General features: G+C 73.5%; 13 protein-coding genes. 2 read left to right on the top strand and 11 right to left on the bottom strand.

Annotated features, from left to right (window positions below):
• Positions 1-390 precede the first annotated feature (390 nt).
• Positions 391-1,398 (bottom strand): stage II sporulation protein M, encoded by a 1,008-nt coding sequence (locus ACIRQY_RS27735; protein WP_403930399.1) that lies wholly within the window; start codon positions 1,396-1,398, stop codon positions 391-393.
• Between the two features lie 120 nt (positions 1,399-1,518).
• Between ACIRQY_RS27735 and ACIRQY_RS27730 the strand changes: the two genes are divergently transcribed.
• Positions 1,519-2,568: an RDD family protein gene (locus ACIRQY_RS27730; protein ID WP_403930377.1), complete on the top strand. Its 1,050-nt coding sequence runs from the start codon at positions 1,519-1,521 to the stop codon at positions 2,566-2,568.
• Between the two features lie 20 nt (positions 2,569-2,588).
• Here ACIRQY_RS27730 and ACIRQY_RS27725 read toward each other — a convergent pair whose 3' ends face one another.
• From ACIRQY_RS27725 to ACIRQY_RS27690, 8 genes are all read right to left on the bottom strand, one after another.
• The gene (locus tag ACIRQY_RS27725; RefSeq protein WP_403930375.1) at positions 2,589-3,203 is read right to left on the bottom strand and encodes a hypothetical protein; all 615 of its coding nucleotides are present in this window, start codon (positions 3,201-3,203) and stop codon (positions 2,589-2,591) included.
• A 137-nt stretch (positions 3,204-3,340) separates the two neighbouring features.
• A complete protein-coding gene (gene ahcY / locus ACIRQY_RS27720) occupies positions 3,341-4,795 on the bottom strand; it encodes an adenosylhomocysteinase (protein ID WP_351791658.1) in 1,455 nt (484 codons plus the stop codon).
• Between the two features lie 345 nt (positions 4,796-5,140).
• Positions 5,141-6,106, bottom strand: a complete 966-nt coding sequence (locus ACIRQY_RS27715; RefSeq protein WP_403930372.1) for a cation diffusion facilitator family transporter — start codon at positions 6,104-6,106, stop codon at positions 5,141-5,143.
• Positions 6,107-6,172: 66 nt separating this feature from the next.
• Positions 6,173-7,324 carry a mannose-6-phosphate isomerase, class I gene (gene manA, locus ACIRQY_RS27710; protein ID WP_403930371.1) on the bottom strand — a complete coding sequence of 384 codons (1,152 nt, stop codon included), beginning with the start codon at positions 7,322-7,324 and terminating at the stop codon, positions 6,173-6,175.
• Positions 7,325-7,459: 135 nt separating this feature from the next.
• Complete coding sequence (locus ACIRQY_RS27705) at positions 7,460-8,608, bottom strand: SIS domain-containing protein (RefSeq protein ID WP_403930369.1); 1,149 nt, start codon at positions 8,606-8,608, stop codon at positions 7,460-7,462.
• 1,111 nt (positions 8,609-9,719) lie between these two features.
• Positions 9,720-9,902 (bottom strand): Trm112 family protein, encoded by a 183-nt coding sequence (locus tag ACIRQY_RS27700; protein ID WP_351791647.1) that lies wholly within the window; start codon positions 9,900-9,902, stop codon positions 9,720-9,722.
• 101 nt (positions 9,903-10,003) lie between these two features.
• Positions 10,004-11,368, bottom strand: coding sequence for a phosphomannomutase/phosphoglucomutase (locus ACIRQY_RS27695; RefSeq protein ID WP_403930367.1), 1,365 nt, complete (start codon positions 11,366-11,368; stop codon positions 10,004-10,006).
• Positions 11,369-11,470: 102 nt separating this feature from the next.
• A complete protein-coding gene (locus ACIRQY_RS27690; protein ID WP_351791641.1) occupies positions 11,471-11,845 on the bottom strand; it encodes a DUF3499 domain-containing protein in 375 nt (124 codons plus the stop codon).
• A 350-nt stretch (positions 11,846-12,195) separates the two neighbouring features.
• Here ACIRQY_RS27690 and ACIRQY_RS27685 point away from each other — a divergent pair, with 350 nt between their 5' ends.
• Positions 12,196-12,651: a metallopeptidase family protein gene (locus ACIRQY_RS27685; RefSeq protein ID WP_351791675.1), complete on the top strand. Its 456-nt coding sequence runs from the start codon at positions 12,196-12,198 to the stop codon at positions 12,649-12,651.
• Positions 12,652-12,713: 62 nt separating this feature from the next.
• On the opposite strand, the gene ACIRQY_RS27680 is transcribed toward ACIRQY_RS27685, so the two are convergent.
• Both ACIRQY_RS27680 and ACIRQY_RS27675 read right to left on the bottom strand, forming a co-directional pair.
• Complete coding sequence (locus ACIRQY_RS27680; RefSeq protein WP_403930365.1) at positions 12,714-14,240, bottom strand: DUF5719 family protein; 1,527 nt, start codon at positions 14,238-14,240, stop codon at positions 12,714-12,716.
• Positions 14,237-17,971: a glycosyltransferase family 2 protein gene (locus ACIRQY_RS27675; RefSeq protein ID WP_403930364.1), complete on the bottom strand. Its 3,735-nt coding sequence runs from the start codon at positions 17,969-17,971 to the stop codon at positions 14,237-14,239. Before ACIRQY_RS27675 ends, ACIRQY_RS27680 begins: the two co-directional genes overlap by 4 nt.
• Positions 17,972-18,138: the final 167 nt, after the last annotated feature.

Here is an 18,138-nt window from a genome sequence, read left to right as displayed (position 1 = left end):
GCTGTTGAGTTCTCAAGGTGCGGACGCTTCCTTCGTTCCTGTTTCCAGGCCCTCCGGGCGCTTCCTTCGTTTCCGACTCTATCAGATCTTTCCGACCCGATTTCCTCGGTGCTTTCCGGTCCCTTTCGCTTTCGCTCCGGGGGCCTTTCGGCGTTTCCGACTTTATCAGAATCATTTTGGCCGACCTAATCGGTGGCTTTCGTGATTCGGATGAGAATCGGGGTGACTCCGTGGAATGAATTCCCGACCGGAGTGAGTGGAACTCTACTTGGTCGCTGCCGAACTGTCCAGTTCCAGGCAACCGTTTGAATCTACCTCCCCACGCCAGTCATGTCAATGACTTTTGTGGGCACCGGAGGACCTTAGCAGGTCAGCGGGGTCGTACGCACATCAGGCCGCGGTCGGCAGGGTGGCGCCGCGGTCGGACTCCGCCAGGTCCCCTCGTTCGCCCGCGCGGGCCGCTCGGCCGCCGAGGACGTACACGTAGAGGAGGAAGACCAGCTCAGCGACGATGCCGATGGTGATGCGGGCCCAGGTGGGGAGGCCCGACGGGGTGACGAAGCCTTCGATCAGGCCCGAGACGAAGAGCACCAGCGCGAGGCCTATCGCCATGCCGACGGCGGCCCGTCCGCGTTCGGCCAGGGCCGCCCGGCGGGTGGTCGGGCCCGGGTCGATGACCGTCCAGCCGAGGCGGAGGCCCGTACCGGCGGCGACGAAGACGGCCGTCAGTTCGAGCAGGCCGTGGGGAAGGATCAGGCCCAGGAAGACGTCGAGACGGCCCGCGGAGGCCATCAGGCCGATGCCGACCCCGACGTTCAGCATGTTCATGAAGAGGATCCAGAGCACGGGGATACCCAGGAACGCGCCCAGGACCAGGCACATGGCGGCGGCCTGGGCGTTGTTCGTCCAGACCTGGGCGGCGAAGGAGGCCGCCGGGTGGCTGGAGTAGTACGTCTCGTACTGCCCACCGGGGCGGGTCATCTCACGGAGGTCGGCGGGGGCGCCGAGCGCCGCCTGGACCTCCGGGTTCATGCCGATCCACCAGCCGATGAGGGCCGCGAGCAGGGTGGAGAGGAGTGCGGTGGGGACCCACCAGTGCCGGGAACGGTAGACCGCGGCCGGGAATCCGGCGGTCAGGAAGCGGGCCGCGTCGCGCCAGGAGGCACGGCGGGTGCCGGTGACGGTGGCGCGGGCGCGGGCCACCAGCTGGGTGAGCCGGGCGGTGAGCACCGGGTCCGGGGCGCTGGACTGGACGATCGACAGATGGGTGGCCGTGCGCTGATAGAGGGCGACGAGTTCGTCGGCCTCCGCGCCGGTGAGCTTCCGGCCCCGGCGGAGCAGCTGGTCGAGGCGTTCCCATTCGGCCCGGTGGGCGGTGACGTAGACGTCGAGGTCCATGATCGGCTGCTGCTCCCGGGCTTCGGCGGCGGACGGTCCGTACTGCTGCGGCACGCTGCCGGTCAGCTTGGCAGACTGGCGTTCGGAGGGGTTCGGAAGGTCGGGAGAAGGGTGGGTGCTGTGAGTGGTCTCGTGACGGGGGACGCCGTCGTCCTGGGGGTGGAGCCCGCGCGGCTGCCGAGCCGGACGCTGGCGGTGCTCATCGACCTGGTGGTGGTGTGGGCCGTGTACCTGCTGGTCACCCTGGTCCTCACGGTCGCCACGGCTTCGCTGGACGAGGCCGCCGGCATGGCGCTGTCGATCGCCTCCTTCCTGTTGATCCTGGTGGGGGCGCCGATCGCGGTGGAGACGCTGACGCACGGGCGGTCCCTGGGGAAGCTGGCCTGCGGGCTGCGGGTGGTGCGGGACGACGGCGGGCCGATCCGGTTCCGGCACGCGCTGGTGCGCGGGGCGATGGGAGTCGTGGAGATCCTGATGACCTTCGGCGTCGTCGCCTGTGTCGCTTCGCTGGTGTCGGAGCGGGGGCGGCGGCTGGGGGACGTCTTCGCCGGGACGCTGGTGGTGCGGGAGCGGATACCGGCGGCGGCGCGGACACCGATGGTCCCTCCGCCGCCGCCGTGGCTGGTGGGCCGGTTCACCGGGCTCGACCTCTCCGCCGTGCCCGAGGCGCTGTGGCTGGAGGCCCGGCAGTACCTCACGCGCGCGCGTGAACTGGATCAGGCGGTGGGGCGGCGGCTCGCGGAGCGGCTGGCCGACGAGCTGGTGGCGCGGACCGGGACGCCCCCGCCGCCGGGGGTGTCCGCCGACGCGTATCTCGCGGGGATCGTCGCCGAGCGGCAGGCGCGGGACGCCCGGCGGGCGTTCGCTCCCGGGTCCTCCGCCTCGATCTCGGCGTCGGAGAAGTCCGGGGCGCGCGAGGTGTTCCGGGCGGCGACCGGTGCGCCGGGCGGGCTGCCTGACGTCGGCGGCGGTGGGCCGGAGGGTGTGGAGGGTGTTCCGCCGGGTCCCGCCGTCCTGGGTGGTCCGCCGGTGACCGGGGTGCGGGACGCGAACGGCTCCCCCGTCTCGGGCGGCTCCCCCGCCTCAGGTGGCTCCCCCGCCTCGGGTGGGACGTCCGCCTCGGACGGGGCTTCCGCTCCGGCCGCCACCGGGTTCGCGCCGCCCGTCTGACGGGGCCGGGCGCCGGTCCGTCAGGGGAAGACGGAGGGCGGGGTGTCCAGTTCCTCGAGCTCGATGCCGGGGGCCGCGAGGACGACGTCACCCGCGATGTGGACCGTGTGCCTCTCCCCTGTCTCCAGGCCGCTGACCTGGTATTCGTCCACTGTCAGGGGGCCGTTGTCAGTGGGGTGCGCTTCACTTCCCAGCAGGGCCCAGGACTGGTCGATCGTGAGGGGGGCGAGCACGGGGTCCGTGAAGGCGACGAGCCTGACCCGGGTCTCCGGGGACGCGGGGGTGAGACGCAGGAATCGCGTGAGGGCGACGAGGAAGGCCGGGGACGTTCCGGTGAAGGCGTGGGCGCGCACATTGCCTTCGTCGGCTTCGGCTCCGGTGGGGTCCGTGCGGACCCAGGTGACGCCGTCGAGGGCCGCGCCGCGGACCTGCCAGCCGGCGGCGTGGAGTTCGAGCCGGAGGGGACGGCCGAGTTCGTCGACGGCCAGGTCGACGGAGCCCCGGTGGTCGCCGGTGGGGGTGGTGGTCCGTGCGACGTAGCGCCAGCCGGAGGGGCCGGGGGCGCAGTGGAAGTGTTCTTCGCCGAGGGGGGTGTGGTCGTGCGGGTCGTGGAGCGAATATCGGCCGCGGGGCATGGGTCCTCGGGGGCTTCCGGGAGCGGTGGTACGGGACGGGGCAGGCCCCCGGCACGGGGTGCGGGGGGCCTGCCTGGTTCCGTTACGGGTGGCGGGGGCGGCGGTGCGTCAGTGCGCGGCCGTCACCGTCCGGGGCATCAGTAGCGGTAGTGGTCCGGCTTGTACGGGCCCTCGACCTGGACGCCGATGTAGGAGGCCTGCTCCGGGCGGAGGGTGGTCAGCCGGACGCCGAGGGCGTCGAGGTGGAGGCGGGCGACCTTCTCGTCCAGGTGCTTGGGCAGCACGTAGACATCGGTCGGGTACTCCTCCGGCTTCGTGAACAGCTCGATCTGGGCCAGGGTCTGGTCCGCGAAGGAGTTCGACATCACGAAGGAGGGGTGGCCGGTGGCGTTGCCCAGGTTCAGGAGGCGGCCCTCGGACAGGACGATGAGGACCTTGCCGTCGGGGAACTTCCAGGTGTGGACCTGCGGCTTGACCTCGTCCTTGACGATGCCGTCGACCTTGGCGAGACCGGCCATGTCGATCTCGTTGTCGAAGTGGCCGATGTTGCCGACGATGGCCTGGTGCTTCATCTTGGCCATGTCGGAGGCCATGATGATGTCCTTGTTGCCGGTGGTGGTGATGAAGATGTCGGCCGTCGACACGACATCGTCGAGGGTCGCCACCTGGTAGCCGTCCATCGCCGCCTGGAGCGCGCAGATCGGGTCGATCTCGGTGACGATCACCCGGGCACCCTGACCGCGCAGGGACTCCGCGCAGCCCTTGCCGACGTCGCCGTAGCCGAAGACGACGGCGGTCTTGCCGCCGATGAGGACGTCGGTGGCACGGTTGATGCCGTCGATCAGGGAGTGACGGCAGCCGTACTTGTTGTCGAACTTCGACTTCGTCACGGCGTCGTTCACGTTGATCGCCGGGAAGAGGAGGGAGCCCGCCTGCTGCATCTCGTACAGACGGTGGACACCGGTGGTGGTCTCCTCGGTGACGCCGCGGATCTCGGACGCCAGCTGGGTCCACTTCTGCGGGTTCTCGCCGAGGGTGCGGTTGAGGAGACGGAGGATGTAGGCGTACTCCTCGCTGTCCGCCGTCGACGGGTCCGGGGCCGAGCCGGCCTTCTCGAACTCGACGCCCTTGTGGACGAGGAGGGTGGCGTCACCACCGTCGTCGAGGATCATGTTCGGGCCGCCGGTGGGCGAGTTCGGCCAGGTGAGGGCCTGCTCGGTGCACCACCAGTACTCCTCCAGGGTCTCGCCCTTCCAGGCGAAGACCGGGACGCCCTTCGGGTCCTCGGGGGTGCCGTTCGGACCGACGGCGATGGCCGCGGCGGCGTGGTCCTGGGTGGAGTAGATGTTGCAGGAGGCCCAGCGGACCTCGGCGCCGAGGTCGACGAGGGTCTCGATGAGGACGGCGGTCTGCACGGTCATGTGCAGGGAGCCGGTGACGCGGGCGCCGGCGAGCGGCTGCTGCGCGGCGTACTCGCGGCGGATCGACATCAGACCGGGCATCTCGTGCTCGGCGAGGGTGATCTCCTTGCGGCCGAAGACGGCCAGGGAGAGATCGGCGACCTTGAAGTCCTGGGGTGCGGCGGTCGTCATGACGGAGCTGCTCCTCGTGTGTTCGGGTGTGAGGGTCATGGGCGCAGGGCGCCACGGAACTCCCAGGGCACACGGGTGCCCGGGGTCTTCCACGGTGCCGTCGTCGGAGGCCCTCTCTCCCTCGGCCGGTCCTCACGGACCGCCCGACCGCCATCAGCAGCGACGTCTGGCTGGTCACGAATCTACACCGGTCGGCCCGGCGGGCCACAGTCCGCATTTCGCCGACGGCCGACTTCCAGGGCTCGCACGGACGTGCGAGACCCCCGCGGCGGAAGGCGCGCGGGGGTCTCGGGACGGCGGGAGTCCGGCGGGGTCCGGCAGGGTCCTGGTGGTGTGCCGGGCGGGTCAGTGGGCGGGGGCGTCGGGGGTCTTCGCCGGGTTCCCGCCGGTCGCCGCGGCCTTCTCGCTGTAGATGTCCGGTTCCAGGTAGATGACCCGGGCGATCGGGACGGCGGCACGGATGCGGGCCTCGGCGGCGTTGATGGCCTCCGCGACCTCGGTGGCCGATTCGTCGTGCCGGACGGCGATCTTGGCGGCGACGAGGAGTTCCTCGGGGCCGAGGTGGAGGGTGCGCATGTGGATGAGACGGGTCACGGTGTCGCCGTCGACGACCGCCGCCTCGATCTTCCGCACCTCTTCGATGCCCGCGGACTCGCCGAGCAGCAGCGACTTGGTCTCGACCGCCAGGACGACCGCGATCAGGATGAGGAGGATGCCGATGCAGAGGGTGCCGATGCCGTCCCAGACGCCGTTCCCGGTCAGCAGGGCGAGGCCGACGCCGCCGAGCGCGAGGACCAGACCGACGAGGGCGCCGAGGTCCTCCAGGAGGACGACGGGCAGTTCGGGGGCCTTGGCGCGGCGCACGAACTCCTTCCAGGAGAGGTTGCCGCGCAGCGGGTTCGACTCCTTGATGGCGGTACGGAAGGAGAAGGACTCCGCGATGATCGCGAAGACCAGGACCCCGACCGGCCAGTACCAGGCTTCGATCGCGTGCGGCTCCTTGATCTTCTCGTAGCCCTCGTAGACGGCGAACATGCCGCCGACGGAGAAGAGGACGATCGAGACGAGGAAGGCGTAGATGTACCGTTCGCGGCCGTAGCCGAAGGGGTGCTGCGGGGTGGCGTCGCGCTGGGCCCGCTTGCCGCCGAGGAGCAGCAGGCCCTGGTTGCCGGAGTCGGCCAGCGAGTGGACGCTCTCCGCGAGCATGGACGACGAGCCACTGAAGAGGAACGCCACGAACTTCGCTACGGCGATCGCCAGGTTGGCGGCGAGTGCCGCGACGATCGCCTTGGTTCCGCCTGACGCACTCATGGGTGTACGTGGTCCCTTCGTCGATGCACCGGTTCTGTCGCCGCGGTTCGGCCGGTCATTGTTGCATCAGGCCACGACGGTGGCGCGGAAGACCGCACCCGTACCGGTGAGTTCGAGGGGTTCGCCCGCCGGGACGAAGACCGAACCGCCGGGGGTGAGGGTCAGGTCGCCCGCCTTCGGGCGGCCCTCGACGGCGAGCAGGATCTGCGGGGTGGCGGCGGTCAGGTCGTTGGGCGCGGCGCCCTCGGCCCGTACGAACCGGGAGAGGCGGAACTCGTCGGTCGGGGTGTCGTAGACCTCCTCGCCGGTCGCGGACGCCTCGGGGCGCAGGACGCCCGGGTCGGAGGGCTCGAAGCGGACCACCCGGAGGAGTTCGGGGACGTCGACGTGCTTGGGGGTGAGTCCGCAGCGCAGCACGTTGTCGGAGTTGGCCATGATCTCGATGCCGAGGCCGTCGAGGTAGGCGTGCGGGACGCCCGCGCCCAGGTAGAGGGCCTCGCCGGGCTGGAGCCTGACGTGGTTCAGCAGCATGGCGGCGATGACGCCGGGGTCGCGGGGGTAGTGGTGGGCGAGGCTCGCGTACGGGGCGAGGGCGCCGCCCAGGCGGTCGGCGGCGGCGGCCGCGTCGGCGACGGTCTCCGCCATGTCCTCCGGGTCGGCGGTCAGCAGCGCCGTCAGGACCTCGCGGAGCGCGGCTTCCTCGGGCTGGGCGTGCAGCAGGTCCACGTACGGCTTGAGGGTGTCGACGCCCAGGTCCGCGAGGAGGTCGGCGGCCTCGGCGGGGGCGCGGAAGCCGCACAGGCCCTCGAAGGGGGTGAGGGCGCAGATCAGTTCGGGCTTGTGGTTGGCGTCCTTGTACGTGCGGTGGGGTGCGTCGACGGGGATGCCCGCGGCCTCCTCGGCGGCGAAACCGGTGCGTGCCCGCGCGAGGTCGGGGTGGACCTGGAGGGAGAGCGGGGCGCCCGCGGCGAGCACTTTGAGGAGGAACGGGAGGCGGGGCCCGAACTTGTCCACGGAGGGACGGCCCAGTTCGCGTACGGGATCGGCTTCGATCAGTTCGTTCAGCGGTCCGCGGGCGGTGCGGGAGGGGGCGCCGGGGTGGGCGCCCATCCACAGCTCGGCCTGCGGCTCGCCGGTCGGATCGGTGCCGAGCAGTCGCGGGATGGCCGTCGTGGAGCCCCAGGCGTAGGGGCGGACGGTGTTGACGAGGCGGTCCATGGTGCCTGCCAGCTCCTCGGGGGGGGTGACGAAGGGTGCGGGGTGTCGGGAGACAGGTGACAGGGGGTGGGTGACGAGGGGGTTACGGGGGCTTGAGTACGGGTTTACGGGGGCGGGTTACGGGGGCACGGGGTCTCAGGAGGCCGGGCGGCCGCGGGTCGCCAGGGCGAGGTAGACCGCGGCGAAGTCGGTGACGGCGAGCAGCTCGGCCAGTCTCTCCAGGTCCTCGCCTTCCTCCGGCTCCAGCTCGCTGATGGGCGTGTCGTGGCCGAGGGCCAGTTCGCGGGCCGCGTGCGCGGCCGTCAGACCGTCCGCCGGGCGGTCGCGGAGCAGTACCACCCGGGCCCGGAGGGCCTGCGGTTCCTCCACCCGGTCCCGGAAGAAGTCGTCCGGGTCGGCGCCCGCCGCGAAGCCGCCCGCCAGCAGGACGCCGTGCGCGGGCAGCGCCTCCGGCAGTTCGGCCGCCAGCGCGGGCAGCCCGGCCAGCTCGGCGAGGACCGCGGCGAACCGGCGGCCCGCGGGGCCCGCCGCCGGGCCCTCCGTCCAGATCACCGGGAGCGACTCGGCGAGTTCGGCGGCGAGGGTCTTCGCCGGGTTGCTGTAGGTGGCGACGGCCGGGCCGCAGCGTTCGGCCGTACGGTCCAGCCGGTCGGCGACCTTCTCCAGCGTCTCCGGCGAGGCCGTCAGGAGACCGACCCGGTCCAGGAGCGCGAGGAGCGGGGTGAACAGGGCCCACAGGGCGCCGGGACCGGCCGCGATGCCCTCGGTGTGCTCGTCGGGCGACTCGTGCGGGGCGACGGCCATCGGCACGAACAGGCCCACCGAGCCGCTGACGGTCTCCGCGAGCGGGGCCGCCCTCGGGGCGACGGCCACCACGGTGATCCCGCGCCGGTACGCCTGCTCCGCGAGCAGCGCCAGGCCCGGCTCCGAACCGTCCGTCGTCGGCAGCAGGAGGAGGTCCACGGGACCGGCCCAGCCGGGCAGCGCCCAGCGCAGCGCGCCCCCCGCCGGGGCCACACCGGTCGGCCCGAGGCGTACGACGGGGGCGGCGGCTCCGGCGAGGGCGCCCACCAGGTCGGCGACGGCCACGGCCGCCGCGCCGGGGCCCGCGACGAGGACCGCTCGGGGGCGGCCCTCGGGACGGAGGCCGGCGATGCCCGCCTCCGTCGCGTGCCGGGCGGCGGTCCTGACGCGCGCGCCCGCCTCGGCGGCGGCGCGGAGGAGGCCCCGGCGGTCGGCCAGAGCGAGGTCGTCCGGGGCGTCGAGGAGCGTCTCGTCGAGCATGGGGCGGTGCCTCCCTGGGGTACGGGCCGTCTGGGTTCGGGTCCCGTGCGGGGCGTTTCGGGTGGAGTGCTGCGCGTGCGGGGTGCTGCGCGTGCGGGTGGCCGGGCGGGTGGCCGGGGTGCGGGGTGTGCGGGCTTCTTCATCGTGGGTCCGACCGCCGGTCGGGCTCGACCGGGTTCCCGCCCGTGCGGCCGGGGCACAGGTACGGGCTTCGCCGTGAAGGGCGCTCGCCGTTGGAAGGTGCTCGGTGTCGGCGGCTGCCCTCCGGCGCGGCCGGCCGGATCGGGGTACCCCGTACGGGCGGGATCCGTCGGGAACGGTCCTCGTCGGAGCGATGCGGTCCCGTATGGACCTTTCCGAAGCCGGGCGGACCGTTCCGGAGCCGGGCGGTCCCGTACGGACAGGGTCCATGGTCGCGGCTTCCTCCGGGAGGGTTCCCTCTCGGCCCGGCCGTCCGCACCCGATCCGATCGGCCGTCCGCACCCGGTCCGACGAAAGCGCTCCGCCCGGACGAACTCCACGGGGCCGGTCCTTCCGGTGTGGTCCTCCCGAGGGCGGGCCTTCTGGAAGGGGTCCGGCGGGGAGGGTCTCTCCACGGCGTTCCTTCCCGGGATGCTCCTTCCCGACGGCGTCCACCGGGGCGGACCGTTCCGGAGCGGCCCTTCCTGGCTCGTCCACGCGGGCGGACCTTCCCGGGGTGGTTCTTCCTGGCGTGGTTCTTCCCGGGGTGGTCTTCCTTGCGTGGTTCTTCCCGGAACAGCGCTTCCGGGCCAGGGCCACCCGGGTGGTCTCTCCCATGACGGTCCTCCAGGAGCGGAGCTTTCCGGGAGCGGCCCTCCCCCGACGGTCCGTCGTGGCGGGCCCTTCCCGGGGGCCTTTCCGGGGCAGCCGCTTCCGGCCGGGTCCGCCGGAGCCTGAGCCGTACCTCCGCGGGTGGTTCTTCCAGGGTGGTTCTTCCCGGGCGGGGCTTCGTGGATTCCGGTCCCGGGTGGCCCTCGTGTTCAGTCGGGTGTGCCCGGCCGGGCCTCGGCGGGCGGCTCCCTTGCGTCTCCGCGCCGGGCCGGGCCGTCGGCCCCGGAGACGTATCCCCTCCTCGGGGTGTGTCCCCGGGTCAGGACGGGCGGCGGGCCTCGTCCGTCAGGAGGACCGGGATGTCGTCGCGGACCGGGTACGCGAGGCCGCAGTCCTTGTTGGTGCAGAGGAGTTCGGGGGTCTCGTCCGCCGTGCGGTCGTTCAGCGGAGCGTGGCACGCGGGGCAGGCCAGGATCTCCAGGAGGCCGGCTTCGAGCGGCATGGGGTTTCCCTTCGGACAAACGGTGGTGGTGCTGCCCTACGGGCCAGGTCAGCCTACCGCCGGGGGGCGGGGACCGCCCCGTCCCCCGGCGGTCGCCCGGCTCAGTCCGTCGCCCGGACCAGAGCGAGGACCTCGTCGCGGACCTTGGCCATGGTGGCCGCGTCACGGGCCTCGACGTTGAGGCGCAGCAGCGGCTCGGTGTTCGAGGCGCGGAGGTTGAACCACCAGTCCTCGGCCGTCACGGTGAGGCCGTCGAGCTCGTCGAGGACGACGTCCCCGTTCTCGTAGGCCGCGCGCACCTTGGTGGTGCTGGCCGTCTGGTCGGCGACGGTGGAGTTGATCTCGCCCGAGGCCGCGTAGCGGTCGTACGCGGAGACCAGGTCGGACAGGGTGCCGTCCTGGCCGCCGAGGGCGGCGAGGACGTGGAGCGCGGCGAGCATCCCGGTGTCCGCGTTCCAGAAGTCCTTGAAGTAGTAGTGCGCCGAGTGCTCGCCGCCGAAGATCGCGCCGCTCTTCGCCATCTCCTCCTTGATGAAGGAGTGGCCGACCCTGGTGCGGACGGGCTCACCGCCGTGCTCGCGGACGACCTCCGGCACCGACCAGGAGGTGATCAGGTTGTGGATGATCGTTCCGCCGGGGTGCTTCGCCAGTTCGCGGGCGGCGACGAGGGCCGTGATCGCGGACGGGGGGACCGGCTCGCCGCGCTCGTCGACGACGAAGCAGCGGTCGGCGTCGCCGTCGAAGGCGAGGCCGAGGTCGGCGCCCTCGGCCAGGACACGGGCCTGGAGGTCGACGATGTTCTTCGGGTCGAGCGGGTTGGCCTCGTGGTTCGGGAAGGTGCCGTCGAGCTCGAAGTACATCGGGACGATGTCCAGGGGCAGCCCGCCGAGGACCGTGGGGACGGTGTGGCCGCCCATGCCGTTGCCCGCGTCGACGACGACCTTGAGGGGCCGGATCGCGGTCAGGTCGACCAGGGACCTCAGGTGGTCCGCGTAGTCGGTGAGGGTGTCCCGCTCGGTGATCGTGCCCGGGGTCGCGGCCGCCTCCGGCGCTCCGGTCTCCGACCAGCGCTCGGTCAGCTCGCGGATCTCGGTCAGGCCGGTGTCCTGGCCGACCGGGGCGGCGCCCGCGCGGCACATCTTGATGCCGTTGTACTGGGCCGGGTTGTGCGAGGCGGTGAACATGGCGCCGGGCAGGCCGAGGCTGCCGGAGGCGAAGTACAGCTGGTCGGTGGAGCAGAGCCCGATCAGGGTGACGTCGGCGCCGAGGCGGGCCGCGCCGCGCGCGAAGGCGTTCGAGAGGCCGGGCGACGAGGGCCGCATGTCGTGGCCGATGACGATCGCGTCGGCCCGGGTCACGCGCACGAAGGCCGCGCCGAAGAGCTCGGCCAGGGTCTCGTCCCACTGGTCGGGGACCACTCCGCGGACGTCGTACGCCTTCACGATCTGCGACAGATCGGCAGTCACGGATCCACCCTCCTGAGTTCTTCCCACGCGGTGCGGCGCGTGGACGGAACGCCCAAACTACCCGGAGCGCAGGAGGGGGGACGCGACGGTGGCCGGTTGCGGTCAGTTGTCGGGGGAGCGCAGGACCCTGAGGTGCCCTCGGCGGCCGACCTCCATGGGGTCGCCGCCCCGGCCCTTGCCGCCCGCGTCGGCCGCGCGTTCCTGGGGGCGGGCCGCCTCCCGTACCGCGTTGGCCAGCGCTTCGAGGTCGTCGCCGCTGGGGCGGGGCGGGGCGGAACCGTCGGTGAGCCGCACGACCTCCCAGCCGCGCGGGGCGGTGAGGCGCTCGCTGTGCTGGGCGCACAGGTCGTAGCAGTGGGGCTCGGCGTAGGTGGCGAGCGGGCCGAGGACCGCAGTCGAGTCGGCATAGACGTACGTCAGTGTCGCGACGGCAGGGCGGCCGCACGCGGTGCGCGAACAGCGACGTACAGGGCTCACGACGTTGGACGGTACCGCACTCTTGAGCGGGCCGCGACGACTCTCCCTCAGGTCACTCCACCGTGTCGTGGTGCGGCCTCCGCCACCGGGCCCTCCGGGCGGGCTCTTCCGACCTGCGGGGGAAGGCTCGCAAGGAGGTGCGGCCGGGAGTCGGTCCGGACGTTCCGGGGTACGGATCAGGCCGTCCACGGCCAGATGGCCGAACACCTCGGACCACGGGAACGAGCGGACGATTGGCCGGATTGTTCTGGTTTCGACGCGGGGCCGGGCGGCCGGGCGGGAGCGTGCCGGACGGTGGCGGGGATGCTTCACCGTGCGCGGGGACCGAGGGGGGTTACGCTGCGTCAGTGATGGACAGTCCTGTGCCGCCGAGCCCCCAGCAGAGCCCCACGGAGCCCCCGGCGGAGCCCCGGGTGCGCCGTCGTGACCGGCACGGCCGGGGGATGCGCGGGCCCGTCGCCCCGCCGCAGGTGCCGCTCTCCGCGAGCCGGTCCGACACCTTCCGCGATCTGGTGCTGGACTCGGTGGAGCGCCTGGAGCGGCGCTGGCCGCAGCTGGCGGACGTCGAGTTCCTGGTGATGGAGGTGCCGCCGCCGGTGCCGGGCGAGACGGTGCCGCTGGGCGGGTCCGCGCCCGCGGAGAAGGGCGAGCCCGCCCGGGTCGTCGTCTACCGGCGACCGGTGGAGATCCGCTCCAAGAGCCGTGAGGACCGGGCGCTCCTGGTCCACGAGGTGGTCGTGGAACAGGTCGCGGAGCTGCTGGGCCTCTCCCCCGAGTCGGTCGATCCCCGGTACGGGCAGGACTGAGCCGTACGGGGATCCCCTGGGGGAGGGCTTCCCTGTCCGTGGGCGCCCGGTCTTCCGGGCGGTCAGTCCAGGACGCCGAGGTCCTGGCGGGCCGCCGGGACCTCCACCATGCCCCGGTCGTCGAGGAGGGGCTGGACGGTGAACATCGGGACGCCGTCCTGCGGGAGCGCCAGCATCCGCGACGCGTACACCTTGCCGCCGGAGACCGGTTCCACGGTCAGCGCGTAGGAGCCCTTGAGGCCCTCGGGGACGAGGTCGGTGACGGCGGCCGTCGTGCCCGCCTTCACGGTCACGGTCCTCGACACGGGTGTCCCCCCGGCGGATCCGGCCGAGGCGGTGATCTTCACCTGGGCGGCGGAGCCGACCGCCGTCAGGGCCAGTGTCGAGGCCTTGGCCCGGTTGTCGGCGACGGTCGCACGGGCGGCGACGGGGGCCGTCGCGGGCACGAACGCGATGTCGGACTTGGCTCCCTTGCCCCGGACGATCTGGAGCGCGGCGACGAACGGCACCGGCTTCTTCGGGTCGCTCGGGGTGAGGACCAGGGAGGCGGTCTGGCCCCGGGTGAGGTCCGGCAGGTCGAGGGAGGCCGTCATGCCGGACTTCACGAGGAGGCTGTCGGCGCCCGCCGGGACGATCGTGCCGGTCGCGGTGGCCAGCTGGACCTTGAGGTCGGCGTCGTCGTCGCCGGGGACGTAGGCCGTCACGCGCACGGAGGTGGCGTCGGCCGGGATGCCGGGGAACACGGCGGTGCCCGCCGGGTCGGCGGAGGGCGGGAGCCAGTCGCCGCCGAGCTTCTCGTCGGCGGCGGCGAGGGCGGCGCCGATCCGGCCGCTGCGGGTGGTGACGTGGACGGTGACGTCCCACTGGCCGGGCTCGGCGGTCAGGGTGGAGAGGAGGACCGGGACGGTGGAGCGGGCCGGGACCGGGATGCCCTCGGTGAACTGGGACTTGAGGGCGCCCTTGGCTCCGTAGAGCTGGATGTCGGCGACGGCCGCCGTGTCGTCCGGGTTGGTGAGGTGGACGTAGTCCTGGCGTCCCGTGGCGGTGGAGGCGGCCGGGAACCAGAAGTCGGTGTCGGGGACGCCGCAGGAGAGGCCGTGCAGACCGCGCGAGCCGCCCGCCGGGACGACGGTGGTCTGCTGGACGGTCCAGCCGGGGGCGAGGGAGCCGGTCGCGGCGCCGGCGAGCGCGGGGACGCCGCTGCCGTCGGCCTGGACGGTGACGGGCTTGCCGGGGGCGGTGACGGTGGCCGGGGCCTTGGCCGTCCCGGGCTTCTTGCCGGTGCCGTCCGCGGCGGCGTTCGCGGCGGGCCGCAGCCGGGCGGTGGGCTGCTCCGCCTTCCCCGCCGGGCCGTTCGGGGCCGCGCCCGTGCCCGTGGCGCTCGGCGGGGTGTACGAGGTGTAGAGGGTCTCGGCGAGCTCGGAGGTGCTGGGGGCCGGGCAGACCACCGCGGCGCGCTGCACCGGCAGCCGGGCGGGAGCCTTGGCCTCGGGGGCAGTGGGGCCGCCGGGGGCGGTGAGGGACGCGAAGCCGGTGACGGCGGCGAGGGCCGTGGCGGCCGCGAACAGGGAGAGGGTGGTGCGCTTCACTGGTTGCTGCTCCCGTCGGGACGCTGCTGGTTCTCTCGGTCCTGGGGGTATCCCTGGCCGTAGCCGTACGGGTCGTAGCTCGGGGGGTTCTGAGGGTTCTGCGGGTTCTGGGGGTCGTAGCCCTGGTGGCCGTCGTACGTCTGCTGTCCCTCGTACCGCGGCCGCTCTCCGTACGTCTGCTGTCCCTCGTACGTCTGCGGCTGTGCGTAGCCCTGGTCCTGGTACGGCTGGTCCGGGTACGGCCGCTGCGGGTCGTAGCCCTGCTGGGGGTACGCGTACGGCTGCTGCTGGTAGGGGTCGGCGGAGTACTCCTGGCCGGGGTGGCCGGCCTGCTCGGCGTAGACGGGGGGCTGCTGCGGGGCGGGGACCCCCGGGTCTCCGGCGGCGTCCCACTCCCGGGGCTCGTACGGCTGCCCCTCCGGGTCGGTCCCGGGCTCTTCCGTCCCCGTCCCGGCCTCGGCCTCCGCCTCGGCGGCGGCGCGCAGTCGGCGGGCCCGGCGGCTGTCGCCCTCGGCGGCCTGGGCGGGGATCGCCGCCTCCTCCTCGGGCAGGTCGTCGTCGATCTGACGGCGCCGTCCAGGCAGGGCGAGGACGAGCAGGACGACGGCGAGGCCGACCTGGATCCAGATCCACACGGTGTGGGTGAACGGCTGGTCGTACGTGATGTCGAGGCGGCCGCCCCCGGCGGGCAGCTCGAAGCCCTGGGCCCAGCCGTCGACGGTGGTGCGGGGCAGTTCCTTGCCGTCGAGGGTGGCGGTCCAGCCGTCGTCGGCGCGGTCGGCGAGACGCAGGACACGGCCAGCGGGACCGGCCGGGATCTCGGTGTGCGCCTCGACGGGACCGGCGGCGACGGCGACCGGGGCGGACGCCTTGGCGGTGTCGGCCGGGGCCGCGTCGGGGTTCTTCGCGGCGGGCGGAACGATCATGATCCGGGCGATCTCGCGGTCGACGCGCCAGAGCGCGCTGCCGTCGAGCTGGCTGAGGCGGCTGAGACCGGGGGTGGAGTCGAGGACCCGGCCCAGTTCGCGCGGGGCGCCGTCGCGGACCAGGACGTAGCGGACGGCGTACCCGCTGAGCTCCTGGGTCTGGTCGGCGCCGGAGCCCGCGACCAGATGGGCGACGACGGAGTCGAGGCGCCGGTCCGGGTCGGCGGCGGCGGTGAGTTCGCCGTCGCCGAGGCGGGCGCCGGAGCCGCGCACCAGGGTGTAGGCGACCTCGCCGGGGGCGCCCGCGCCGAGGACGAGGGTGCGGGGCTGGTCGCGGGTGCCGCTCTCCTCGGCGACGAACGCCGGTACCTGCACGGGGTCGCGGCGGGTCAGCGGGCCGTCGGCGCCGCCGAACATCCAGCCGACGGCGGCGGCGGCCGGGCCGATGGCGCAGGCGAGGGCGATGAGGGCGGCGACGGGCTGGCGCCAGCCGAAGCCGTGGGCGGCGACGCGGGTGCGGCCGCCCTCGGCGCCGATCATGCCCGCGGCGATGAGGGCGGCGCCGTAGACGAGGGTGGCGGGTCCGGCCCAGCCGGTGCCGCCCGCGCCGTTCGAGAGGACGGCGAGGAGGAGTCCGGCGAGGGCGGCGGCCCAGGCGGCGCGGACGGCGAGCTGCCGCTCCTCGCGGAGCAGTCCGGCGAGACCCGCGAGGACGAGGCCGAGCAGGAGGAGGCCGCCGGTGGTGCCGGGGCCGCCGGGGCTGGTGCCGAGCAGGTCGAGCGCGGTGGCCGTACCGGTACGGACGTCGAGCCCGGCCTCGTGGAGGAAGGCGGCGGGGTCGGTGAGGAGGGTGAGCGACCAGGGCGCGAGGACGAGCAGCGGGGTGCCGACGGTGGCGAGGAAGCGCAGCCCGTACGCGGTGATGTCGGAGCGGCGGACGACGAGGACGCCGAGCCCGAGGAGGACCGCGAGCGGCCAGACGGCCGGGGTGAACGCGGTCGTGAAGGTGAGCAGGAAGGTGTACGCCCAGGTGGCGCGCCAACTGCCCCGGTCGGGCCGGTTGAAGCCGTGCGCGGCGACGGCGGCGCGGGCCGTGAGGGGCAGCAGGACCGCGAGGACCGCGGTGCCGAGGCGGCCGGTGGCGAGGGCTCCGGTGACGGCGGGCAGGAAGGCGTACGCGATGGCGCCCCACGCGCGCAGGAGGCGGGACTCGACGATGCCCCGGGCGGCGAAGTACGCGGTGCAGCCCGCGAGCGGGACCGAGCAGACGAGCAGCAGGGTCAGCGCGGTGGAGGTGGAGCCGAGGAAGAGCGCGGAGAGCGCGGCCAGGACGGCGAGGTAGGGCGGGGCGCTCTGGGTGCCGCCGGTGCCGAGGGCGTGCCACGCGTCGGCGTACCGCGACCAGAGGCCGGAGACGGTGTCGGGGGCGGGCAGCAGGGCACCGCCCGCGAGCGAGCCGCCCGCGAGGAGGTTGCGGCAGGCGACGAGGGAGACCAGGAGCAGCAGGGCGAAGAGGACCGGGCCCGGCTTGCGGGCGATCTTCTTCAGCCGGGCGAACTGCTCGACCTCCAGGTAGTCGGCGTCGTCGCCGCCGGGGCCGGACTCGACGACGCCGTGGCGGGAGCCGCCGGGCTCGGTCTCGGAGCCCCCGAAGTCGGCGGTGAACTGTTCGACGGCGGCGCGCACGGTGGCGCCGGGCGGCGGGAACAGCGGGCGGAGTTCGCTCGCGGGGACGGCCGGGTTCTTGCGGCGCTTGCGGGCGGCGAGGATCTTCTCGGGGCGCAGCAGGGTCGTGAGGAGGCCCATCAGTTCGTCGACGGCCTGGACGGGGGCCTTGCCGACGAGGTAGGCGAGGGTGCGGAACAGGGTGCCGAGGACGAGGCGGACGAAGACGTACGGGAGGGTGGCGCCCCGGGTGTTGGCGAGGAGGGTGTGGACGGCTCCGGCCTTGTCGACGCGGTGCGGGTTGGCGGCGGTGCGTCCGGCGCAGTCGACGGTGCGGCGCTCGCGGGCGGCGGCCTCGGCGTGCCGGAGGACGGCTTCGGGGGCGACGAGGACGCGGTGGCCGGCGGAGTGGGCGCGCCAGCACAGGTCGACGTCGTCGCGCATGAGGGGCAGGCGGCGGTCGAAGCCGCCGAGTTCCTCGAAGACGTCACGGCGGATCAGCATGCCGGCGGTGGAGACGGAGAGGACGGAGCGGACCTGGTCGTGCTGGCCCTGGTCCTGCTCGCGGCGGTCGAGTCCGGTCCAGCGGCGGCCGCTGCGGGCGATGGAGACACCGGCCTCCAGGAGCTGCTTGCGGTCGTACCAGCCGCGCAGTTTGGGGCCGATGACGGCGGCGTCCGCGTCGGAGTCGGCGACGCGGAGGAGTTCGGCGAGGGCGCTGGGCTCGGGGGCGCAGTCGTCGTGGAGGAGCCAGAGCCACTGGACCGGTTCGCCGTGCGGGAGTTCGGGGAGGTCGTACGCGTCGTCGTTCCAGGTCCGGCTGACGGGGTCCCAGCCGCTGGGGCGCTTCAGATAGGGCAGGTCCTCCGCTCCGAGCAGGGGCGCGGTGCGGGACGCCTCCTCGACGGCGGCGCCGAAGCCGGTGCGGCGCGCGAGGTGCAGGACGCGGTCGGCTCCGAGGGCTTCGGCGAGGAGCTGGGCCGAGTCGTCGGCGCTGCCGGTGTCGGCGGCGACCGCGTTCTGCACAGGGCGTTCCTGGGCGAGCAGCCCGGCGAGGGCGTCCGGCAGCCAGCGTGCGCCGTCGTGGGTGACGAGCACGGCGGTGACGACGTGTCGCGGAAACTCAGGAGTTGAGGACATCGAGCTACGGGCCCTCCGGCCGGGGTCGCCCGCGGGGGGCGTGGGGTGCGTCTCGGACGGAGGCCCACACTAACGGCTGCGCGCGAAGCGGTCCGCCGCCCTGTGGACAGAGCGGGAGGAACGTGTCCATCGCCTGTGGACAAGGGCGGGGAAGGGGCTGGGTGGGG

Origin of the sequence: Streptomyces sp. NPDC101490 (genome assembly GCF_044767145.1) — a bacterium.
In the GTDB taxonomy this organism is placed as follows: domain Bacteria; phylum Actinomycetota; class Actinomycetes; order Streptomycetales; family Streptomycetaceae; genus Streptomyces.
The sequence above is the reverse complement of the archived record's forward strand: the minus strand, read 5'-3'. Positions and strand labels throughout refer to the sequence as shown.

Excerpts from the sequence above, each read along its gene's own strand:
- ahcY (WP_351791658.1), bottom strand. The coding sequence starts at position 4,795 with ATGACGACCGCCGCACCCCAGGACTTCAAGGTCGCCGATCTCTCCCTG.
- ACIRQY_RS27675 (WP_403930364.1), bottom strand. The coding sequence starts at position 17,971 with ATGTCCTCAACTCCTGAGTTTCCGCGACACGTCGTCACCGCCGTGCTC.
- ACIRQY_RS27735 (WP_403930399.1), bottom strand. The coding sequence starts at position 1,398 with ATGGACCTCGACGTCTACGTCACCGCCCACCGGGCCGAATGGGAACGC.
- ACIRQY_RS27685 (WP_351791675.1), top strand. The coding sequence starts at position 12,196 with ATGGACAGTCCTGTGCCGCCGAGCCCCCAGCAGAGCCCCACGGAGCCC.
- ACIRQY_RS27725 (WP_403930375.1), bottom strand. The coding sequence starts at position 3,203 with ATGCCCCGCGGCCGATATTCGCTCCACGACCCGCACGACCACACCCCC.
- manA (WP_403930371.1), bottom strand. The coding sequence starts at position 7,324 with ATGGACCGCCTCGTCAACACCGTCCGCCCCTACGCCTGGGGCTCCACG.
- ACIRQY_RS27705 (WP_403930369.1), bottom strand. The coding sequence starts at position 8,608 with ATGCTCGACGAGACGCTCCTCGACGCCCCGGACGACCTCGCTCTGGCC.
- ACIRQY_RS27715 (WP_403930372.1), bottom strand. The coding sequence starts at position 6,106 with ATGAGTGCGTCAGGCGGAACCAAGGCGATCGTCGCGGCACTCGCCGCC.
- ACIRQY_RS27700 (WP_351791647.1), bottom strand. The coding sequence starts at position 9,902 with ATGCCGCTCGAAGCCGGCCTCCTGGAGATCCTGGCCTGCCCCGCGTGC.